Here is an 8,992-nt window from a genome sequence, read left to right as displayed (position 1 = left end):
GCCTGCATCCTGGAGCAGATGTCTACAGTGATGGACTCGGTGCGTTTCGAGCACTGGAAGCCGAGCACGCGCACACGGTGATCGAAGGCAGCGGTCGAAGTCGCTGCGAGGCAGAGAACGCACGCTGGGTCAACGTGGTGTTGTCCAACCTAAAGCGTTCGCTGGACGGTGCCTATCACGCCTTCAAATTCGCCAAATACGCCCAGCGCTCCCTGGCAGAGACGATGTGGCGGTTCAACCGCCGTTTCGATCTGACCCGGCTGGTGCCCAGCTTGCTGCCCGCCGCAGCCGCCAGCAAGCCGTGGTCCGAGCGGGCCCTGCGTGATGTCACCATGTTCACCGCTGAAAGTGCGTGCTAATCAGGTGGTGAATTGAGCGCGGCGGTGCTTCTGGCCGAGCGATGCGCCACCTAGTGTCGCGTTCCGTTGATACACGTTGGATATCGCGTACATGGCGCGCCCGGGTGCCGAAGAGATCCAGCTCGACCTGATTCTGGATTGCCGCAGCAATGTGGCAGCGTACCCCGCATTTCAAGCGTATTTTCGGACTTATCAGCCGCCGTTGCTGGCCGTGTGGGGCCAGCACGACCCAGCCTTTATCCCGGCTGGCGCGCAGGCCTACCGCAGGGATCTGCCAAAGGCCGAAGTGCACCTGCTGGACACAGGGCACTTTGCACTGGAGACGCATGCGGTGCAGATTGCCGACTACATCAGTGATGTTCTCTCGCGTACGCTCAGAGCAGCGGGATAACGCGGTCAGTTTGTATCCGCAATGCGGATGCAGCGGCAGGGATGCGTGCAGGCGCAGATTGCAGGGCAATCGGGCATGCTAACCTACTGGGATAACCGCCGAGATATGCCGATGATCGCCTCGCACCGATGGACAGCGTTGTTCGTGCTCGTCATCCTGATGCCGTTGCCTGCGTTTGCAGGGACGCCGGAGGGCGGTTACCGGCAGCCGCCAGAGCCGCTGCTGAGCGTGATGCGCGCGCCGCTCAATCCATCGCCGCGGCCGGATCCTACCGGCAGGACCTTGTTGCTGGTGCAGCGCACCCAGTATCCGCCGATCGCACGGGTGGCCGAGCCCTATCTCAAGCTGGCCGGCGTGCGCGTGGAGCCGCGCACGCATAGTCGCCACGACATGTCCAACGGATACGGCATTCGTTCCTGCCTGGAGGGCTTCAGCCTGGTGGATATCGCCAGCGGCAAGCAGACGGCCGTGAGCTTGCCGGCCGGCGCCTGTCCGGCATTGCCGGTGTGGTCGCCGGATGGGCGCCGGTTCGCCTTCAACAATACGGCGGCCGACCATGTCGAACTCTGGGTGGGAGACGTTGCGACCGGGCAGGTACGCAAGATCGACGGTGTGCAGCTCAATCCTGTGCTTGGCGGCGAGATCCAATGGCTGGGCGGCAGCAGCACCCTGCTGTTGAAGACCGTGCCGCAGGATCTGGGTCCCGCACCGCGCAAGGCGGCGGTGCCGCCAGGCCCGGAGGTCAAGGAAACCATCCAGGGCAAGGGCGAAAGCAGCACCTATGAGGCCCGCGATACGCTGTCCAGTCCGCAGGACGAGGCGTTGTTCACCTATTACGCCACCGCGCAACTGCTCACGGTAGATGCGGCAACCGGCAGTCAGCGCAAGCTCGGGACGCCTGCGGTCTACAGCAACGTCGATGGCGCGCCCGATGGTCGCCACGTGCTGGTAGAACGGTTGAAGCCGCCGTATTCCTACGTCACCACCTATGCGCGGTTTGCCCACGATGTGGCGGTGTTGGACCTGGAAACTGGCAACGAGCGTGTGCTTGCCAATCTGCCGGTCGCGGACCGGGTGCCGGTGCAGGGCGTGCCAACCGGTCCACGCGCCTACGCCTGGCGTGCCAATCAACCAGCCACGCTGGTCTGGGCCGAGGCGCTGGACGGCGGCGACTGGAAAACCAGCGTGCCCGCTCGCGATACGTTGATGACGCTGGCGGCACCGTTCACCGCCAAACCGCGCGCGCTTGCGCGCGTGCAGCAGCGGTATGCAGGCCTGTCGTGGTTTGCAGAAGGCGGGCAAGCCTTGCTGGACGAGTACGACGAGAATCGCCATTGGCGGCGCACCACGCTCGTGGATGCCGACCGCCCCGGCGCTGGCGAGCGCGTGTTGTTCGACCTGTCCACCGACGATCTGTATGCCGATCCCGGCTTGCCCGAAATGCGCGTGCTCGCCAACGGCCAAGCCGTGCTGCGCGAGGCGCAAGGTGCGTTGTTCCTGAGTGGGCAAGGCGCCTCGCCCGCGGGCGACCGGCCGTTTCTGGATCGCTACACGCTTGCCACCGGCAAGAGCCAGCGGCTGTTTCGCAGCGACGCGCATGTGGACGAGGTGTTCTTCGGATTTGCAGGCGACGAGACGTCGCGCCTGCTGACCTGGCATCAGTCGCTGACCGACCCGCCTAACGTGTATGTGCGGACCTTGGGCGAACCGCTACCGGCGCCGGCTGCGGGCGAAGCCGCCTTTGCGTCCACTGCCACGCCGGTGACGCATTTCGCGGACCCGACCCCGCTGGTGAGGCAGATCAAGAAGCGTTTGGTGAGCTACAAGCGCAAGGACGGCGTGGACTTGTCGTTCACCCTGTACACACCGCCCGGCTACAAGGAAGGCACGCGCGTGCCGGCCATCCTGTACGCCTACCCGCTCGACTATGCCGATCCCTCCAAAGCTGGCCAGGTCAGCGGCGCCAGCGAGCGCGATTTCACTCGTCTCAATTACTACCAGCTGCTGCTATTGGCCGGCTACGCCATTATCGACGATGCCGCTTTCCCTATCGTGGGCGACCCCAAGACCGCCTACGACACCTACCTGCAGCAACTGGTCGATGACGCCACCGCCGCGGTGGACAAGGCCGTGGAGTTGGGCGTGGTCGACCGTCAGCGCATCGGCGTCACCGGCCATAGCCACGGCGCGTTGATGACGGCCAATCTGTTGGCGCATACAGATCTGTTTCGCGCCGGTGCCGCCACCAGCGGCAGCTACAACAAGACCTTGACGCCATTCGGATTCCAGAGCGAACGTCGGTCGTTCTGGAAAGCGCCGGACGTCTATGCGCAAGCGTCGGCATTCTTCCACGCCGATAAAATCAACGAACCGTTGTTGATCGTGCATGGCATGGACGATGCAAACCCCGGTACCGAAACCACCCAGGCACCGCGCTTGTTTCAGGCCATTCGGGGCAACGGTGGCACCGCACGCCTGGTGCTCTTGCCCTTCGAACCGCACTGGTACAGCGCACGCGAATCCAATGAAGACCTGGTGGCCGAAATGCTGGAATGGTTCGACCGTTACGTCAAAAACGCACCGCCGCGCGACGCGCAGCACGCCAACGATGTGAGATGACGCGCAACGCACACCAAGGCGGCACTTGCCGGGCTAAAGCGGCTAACAAAACGTCGCGAGCGCTCGTCAGGTGGGCGTGGACGGCGCGCTCAGAACCGCAGTGTACGCATATGGTACATGCCGTTCCGAGCACCGGCCGCGCCCGCCTGACGGCTGCGCAGTCATTTTTCAGCTGCTCTTAGTCTGCCGACAGCGACCCAAGGGTGAAGCCAGACACCGCATTTACCTTGCCGCGCCACAGCACACCGCGGTTGCTGGGCAGTGGCTGGCCGCCGGGCGAGAAGCAACGCGATTCGATCAGGTGGATGAACTGCGGCGGCGTGCTGCCCTGCTGCGCATCGTCTTCGAAGTCGTAGATGCTGGCGTGGCTGGCGAACGCGCGACGGATCTCTTCTTTTTCATCGGCCGGGCCGGGATAGGCAGCAGAGAACTCCTGCGCGAATGCTTCGAAATACCGCTTGCCGCTGACCAACTGGCCGGAAATGACGATGCCTTCGAGAAATAGCGTGACGCCAAACTGCACGTTCGACGTGTTGGCAATGCCGACCAACTTCTGCAGATACCAATCCACGCTCTGCCCATCGAACGCCAGCTTGACGTCTTCCAGCGACGGTTGATTTTGATCTTGGTCTGTCATGTTGCACTCCCTGAGTAGATTCGACGACGCGTTAGACGCAACGCACATGTGGATGGATCGCCATTGGCGTGCCTAAGCATCGCACACCGATCGCCGAAGTTGCCGCGGTTGGGTTCGCTAAGTGTCCTCATGTACGGCCGTCTTGCGACATATGGACGCTTTCATCTGATGCGCGGGCCATGGTGCGGCGCTATGCGCCACCTTTTCCCGGCGGGAGAAGGAAATGGTAGCCCCTCTCACTACGGAGCGAGGCGGCACGGCTTGCGCGGCACTGGCGCGCGTGCCCTGGAGCGCCTGCGCCGCGGAGCGGGGGTGGGGTGAGGGGACGGCGCGAGCCACCCGAGCCACCCGACCCAAGCAGGCATGCAAACCGCCACGCTCGTTACACTTACCCGGCTCACTCCCACACGACACACGCAACATGCAATTGATCGATATCGGCGCCAACCTCACCCACGACTCGTTCGACCGTGATCGCGATGCGGTGCTGCAGCGCGCACGCGATGCCGGCGTGGGGCAGCTGGTGATCACCGGCGCTAGCCGCGAGCATTCGCCACTGGCCTTGCAACTGGCGCAGCAACACCCCGGATTCCTGTACGCCACCGCCGGTGTGCACCCGCACCATGCGGTGGAATGCACCGCCGAATGCGAAGCGGAAATGCGGACGCTGCAGGCGCATTCGCAGGTGGTGGCCGTGGGTGAGTGCGGGCTGGATTACTTCCGCGATTTCGCGCCGCGCCCGGCGCAGCACAAGGCGTTCGAACGCCAGCTGCAGTTGGCTGCCGATAACGGCAAGCCGCTGTTCCTGCACCAGCGCGACGCGCATGAAGATTTCCTCGCCATCATGCGCAGCTTCGAAGGCCGCCTGGGTGCCGCGGTGGTGCATTGCTTCACCGGCACGCGCGAGGAACTGTTTGCGTATCTGGACCGCGATTACTACATCGGCATCACCGGCTGGCTCTGCGACGAACGCCGCGGCGCGCATCTGCGCGAGCTGGTGCGCAACATTCCGGCCAACCGCTTGATGATCGAGACCGATGCGCCGTACCTGCTGCCGCGCACGCTCAAGCCGATGCCCAAGGACCGCCGCAACGAGCCGATGTTCCTGTCGCATATCGTGGAAGAACTGGCACGCGATCGTGGCGAAGATGTGGCCGTGACCGCTGCCAACAGCACGGCAGCGGCACGTGCCTTCTTCCGCTTGCCGGAGCCTGCCGGCGCGAAGGGCAGCTGACAAAATGTAGCGAGCAGTCGTCAGGTGGGTGCGGCCGGCACGCAGGGATTGCAGCGCTCGCGTGCTACATGCCGCACCGAGCACCGGCCACGTCCGACTGGCAGTGGGTGTCATCGTCGTGCCAGCCGTTCCAGACGTGTTGGCGGCCTTGTGCATCGCTCAGCAGGGTGGCGCGTGCGCCGATCCACTGCGCAGCCGCCTGCAAGCGCGACGGTGCCACGTTGAAGGCCAGAGCACGCTGCCCACCGGACGCTGCGCCTGCACGCATTCCAGCGTGGACCAGCCGATGCGGACGGCGTTGCCATGCACGGGCAACGCCAACACATCGCGGTAGAAACGTAGCGTCAGGCCAGGGTCTAGGCAGGGCAGCAGCAGATGACGGAGATGCATGGCAATAAAATTGGTGGAAAGCCGGCATTGAACGACCTCAATCGCGGTTGAGGTCAAGCCGATGTTGCACGTATTTTTGAAAATAGCGCGCCATCATCAGGCTAGGCGAACAGCGCAGAGAACCGCAGCATGCGCGTAAGAGCGGCTAGACAACCGTAGCGAGCGGTCGTGAGGTGGACGCACCCGGCGACCAGGAGCCGCACTCTACGCGTGTGATGCCGATTTCGAGTACCGGCCGCACCCACCTGATGCCTGCACAGTCGTTCCGGTAGCCCAAGCAGTCACGTGACCGACGCCGATCCCAGGTTACGACATCCGCTTGGCAGCGTTGCACTGACCTCGATTCGCTGACCTTGCCCGGTGCAGCAGCATGCGCATGCACGAAATGACCCAGCCATGTGCCAAACCGCTGCGATGACGCCATTGCGCGAAGCGGAAGCAAGCGCCACTGAGCGTTCGTCCGCTACCGCCAAGCACGCTCAGATCAACTCCGCCAACGCCCATAAATGCCGCACCAATGGTGTGGTCTCCAATGCAGCCGGCGCGACGGCCAGGGCCAGGCGCGCCAGCGGCATATGGCCTTCGATATCCAGATAGCGCACGCCGGGGCGCTGCAGCTGTGCAGTGGAGGCAGGCACCACCGAGACGCCCAGTTCGGCGGCCACCAGATTGATGATCGACGACATCTGCGGCGCTTCCTGGGTGATGCGCAGGGTCACGCCGGATTCGCGGCAGGCGGCCAGGATTTCGTCGTACAGGCTGGAGCCGAAGCTGCGCGGAAACAGGATGAAAGGCTCGCCGGCCAGTGCCGCCAACGGGGCGCTGTTGCGCGTGGCCAGGGGGTGCGCGGCGGGGACGGCGATCTTCATCGGCTCGTCGGTAAAGCGCAGCAACTGCAGATCCGCTGGCGTGCTCAGACCGTAGCGCACGAACGCCGCATCCAGCCTGCCTTCGGCCAACCCCACCAGCAGGCTGGCGGTATTGGTCTCGTCCAGCAGCAATTCGACTTGCGGCCACGTGCGGCGGAAATCGCGAATCAACCGCGGCACCACCGGGCTGAAGGCGGCCGAGGCGGTGAAGCCCAGGCGCAACCGCCCGGATTCGCCACGCGCCACCCGGCGTGCGGTTTCGGCAGCGCGTTCCACATCGGCGAGCACGCGGCGCACTTCACCCAGGAATGCCTCGCCGGCCAGGGTGAGCTCGGCCCCGCTGTGGGTGCGCCGAAACAACGGCGTGCCCAGCTCGCGTTCCAGCGTCTGGATCTGCTGGCTCAGCGGCGGCTGGCCGATGCCCACCCGCGCGGCAGCACGGGTGAAGTTGCCTTCTTCGGCGACCGCCAGGAAGTAACGCAGGTGGCGCAGTTCCATCCATCTTTTCCAGATATGACAACTGCCGGAATCATATATTGGACAGGGGGTGGCGGCGGGCGAATACTCGCCATCCTACGTCTCAAGTGCGCGCTTGTGCCTTCCTCCGATCGCCGTCCGGGTCCGCTGCTCCACCCATCCCCCAGTACCGTCGCCGGCGCCGGCGCCGACGCACTCGCAGCGCTGCGCATCCGCCTGGCACTGTTCCTGGCCGGCTTTGCCACCTTCTCGCTGCTGTACAGCGTGCAGCCGGTGCTGCCCGAATTCGCGCGCGCCTTCCAGGTGGACGCAGCGACCGCCTCGCTGCCGTTGTCGCTGGCCACCGGTGCACTGGCCCTGGCGATCTTTTGCGCTGGCGCAGTGTCGGAAAACCTCGGTCGGCGTGGGCTGATGTTCGCGTCCATCGCCATCGCGGCGGTGCTCAACCTGATCGCGGCATTCCTGCCGCACTGGGGCGCCTTGGTCGTGATACGCACCTTGTCCGGCATCGCGCTGGGCGGGGTGCCGGCGGTGGCGATGGTGTACCTGGGGGAAGAATTGCCGGCCAACAAGATGGGTGCGGCCACCGGCCTGTACGTGGCCGGGAATGCCTTCGGCGGCATGAGCGGGCGCATCGTGATGAGCGTGCTGACCGACCACACCGATTGGCGCACCGCATTGGCGGTGTTGAGCGGGTTCGATCTGCTGTGTGCGCTGGCGTTCTTCTGGTTGCTGCCGCCGTCGCGCAACTTCGTGCGCCGGCACGGCATCAACCTGCGCTTCCATCTGAGCGCCTGGGCCGGGCATCTGCGCGACCGCAATCTGCCGTTTCTGTTCGCGCTGCCGTTCCTGTTGATGGGTGTATTCGTGTGCCTGTACAACTACGCCGGCTTCCGCCTGGGTGGGCCGGAATTCGGCTTGAGCCAGAGCCAGATCGGCATGATCTTCAGCGCCTATGTGTTCGGTATCGTCAGCTCGTCGGTGGCCGGTGCAGCGTCGGACCGGTTCGGGCGCGGGCCGGTGGTCACCGCCGGCATCGTGTTGTGCGTGCTCGGCGTGACGCTGACCCTGGCGCGTGTGTTGGCGGTGGTGGTGGCTGGCATCGTGCTGCTGACGATCGGGTTTTTCATCGCGCATTCGGCGGCCAGCGCGTGGGTCAGCCGGCTCGGTGGCGCGCATCGCAGCCATGCCGCGTCGCTGTATCTGCTGGCCTACTACGCCGGCGCCAGCACGATCGGCGCGCTCGGCGGCTGGTTCTGGCAGCACGGTGGCTGGGGCGCGTTGGTCGGTATGTGGCTGACGCTGTTGGCGATCGCTTTTGCGGCGGCCTACATCCTGCGCCAACGCGCCGACGACGCGCGTCCCTACGGGCGCTTTGCGCCACATCCTGTGCGGGGCGAGTGAGGCAGATCGACCGACGCTTCTGGCGTGCCCGCTTGCGGGTGGTTTGCGATGCATAAGACGTGGCAGCCGCCGCACCTTGTGCCAAGGTTGCCAACAGACGCGCACGCCGCCGCTCCAGGTCGGCCAGCTGACGCTCGATCAATTGCAGGCGCGCGCGATGCGTGTGTGCGGTTTCCGGGCACATCTGCGCGCCTTCCACCAGGCGCATGCAATCGGGGAAACCGCGACTGTCGTCCAGACTGAAGCCGGTGGCGATCAGCCGCTGAATCTGCCCCGCACCTGTGCAACGCACGCTGCAGGGAAGACCCGATAGCCATTGGCGCTGCGCGAGGACGTCAGCCATCCATGCGCATCGTAGTGACGAATCGCACGCACGCCGGCGCCGGTCTGCAGCGTCAGCGCGCCAATCCTCAGCAAGGGTTTGGAAGACGCGGCCATGCGGCAAGCATACGTTGCACGCAAGGCTTGACCCTCACCCTGGTGTGAGGCCGGAGGATGGCGGCGCTTCTGGTCTGGAGCTCACCGGATGTCGGTCCGTTCTTCTGCCATCCGCATGCTGCCGGTGCGCTATCTGCTGGTTTGCCTGCTGCTGTGAGGATCTGCTGCAGTTTG

6 protein-coding genes, 2 other RNA genes and 3 pseudogenes are annotated in these 8,992 nt (G+C 64.8%); 5 read left to right on the top strand and 6 right to left on the bottom strand.

Annotated elements, in window-relative coordinates:
* The 3 genes and pseudogenes from WJW29_RS02165 to WJW29_RS02155 all read left to right on the top strand — a co-directional run.
* Positions 1-359 (top strand): transposase (locus tag WJW29_RS02165; RefSeq protein ID WP_146770154.1); only part of this gene is annotated, 359 nt, incomplete at its 5' end.
* A 70-nt stretch (positions 360-429) separates the two neighbouring features.
* A pseudogene (locus WJW29_RS02160) lies at positions 430-750 on the top strand (alpha/beta fold hydrolase); the annotation flags it as partial.
* A gap of 111 nt (positions 751-861) precedes the next feature.
* On the top strand, positions 862-3,369 hold the full coding sequence (locus WJW29_RS02155; protein ID WP_011260655.1) for a prolyl oligopeptidase family serine peptidase: 2,508 nt from the start codon (positions 862-864) through the stop codon (positions 3,367-3,369).
* A 40-nt stretch (positions 3,370-3,409) separates the two neighbouring features.
* Here WJW29_RS02155 and WJW29_RS02150 read toward each other — a convergent pair.
* Positions 3,410-3,488: non-coding RNA, sX9 sRNA (locus tag WJW29_RS02150), on the bottom strand.
* 59 nt (positions 3,489-3,547) lie between these two features.
* Positions 3,548-4,006 carry a gas vesicle accessory protein GvpU gene (gene gvpU, locus WJW29_RS02145; RefSeq protein ID WP_012443823.1) on the bottom strand — a complete coding sequence of 153 codons (459 nt, stop codon included), beginning with the start codon at positions 4,004-4,006 and terminating at the stop codon, positions 3,548-3,550.
* 421 nt (positions 4,007-4,427) lie between these two features.
* Between gvpU and WJW29_RS02140 the strand changes: the two genes are divergently transcribed.
* Complete coding sequence (locus WJW29_RS02140) at positions 4,428-5,240, top strand: TatD family hydrolase (protein WP_011409682.1); 813 nt, start codon at positions 4,428-4,430, stop codon at positions 5,238-5,240.
* Here the strand turns inward: WJW29_RS02140 and WJW29_RS02135 are convergent.
* From WJW29_RS02135 to WJW29_RS02125, 3 genes and pseudogenes are all read right to left on the bottom strand, one after another.
* Positions 5,235-5,310: non-coding RNA, sX9 sRNA (locus WJW29_RS02135), on the bottom strand. The two genes, WJW29_RS02140 and WJW29_RS02135, sit on opposite strands and share 6 nt — an antisense overlap.
* A gap of 66 nt (positions 5,311-5,376) precedes the next feature.
* Positions 5,377-5,630, bottom strand: a pseudogene (locus WJW29_RS02130) (hypothetical protein); the annotation flags it as partial.
* A gap of 479 nt (positions 5,631-6,109) precedes the next feature.
* Positions 6,110-6,997 (bottom strand): LysR family transcriptional regulator, encoded by an 888-nt coding sequence (locus tag WJW29_RS02125; protein WP_011260651.1) that lies wholly within the window; start codon positions 6,995-6,997, stop codon positions 6,110-6,112.
* Between the two features lie 96 nt (positions 6,998-7,093).
* Here WJW29_RS02125 and WJW29_RS02120 point away from each other — a divergent pair, with 96 nt between their 5' ends.
* Positions 7,094-8,380 (top strand): MFS transporter, encoded by a 1,287-nt coding sequence (locus WJW29_RS02120; RefSeq protein ID WP_041182322.1) that lies wholly within the window; start codon positions 7,094-7,096, stop codon positions 8,378-8,380.
* Positions 8,381-8,444: 64 nt separating this feature from the next.
* Here the strand turns inward: WJW29_RS02120 and WJW29_RS02115 are convergent.
* Positions 8,445-8,818, bottom strand: a pseudogene (locus WJW29_RS02115) (MerR family transcriptional regulator); the annotation flags it as partial.
* Between the last annotated feature and the right edge of the window lie 174 nt (positions 8,819-8,992).

This window comes from Xanthomonas sp. JL1, assembly GCF_038405005.1.
Note: the sequence above shows the minus strand (reverse complement) of the source record. Positions and strands in the feature narration are given on the sequence as shown.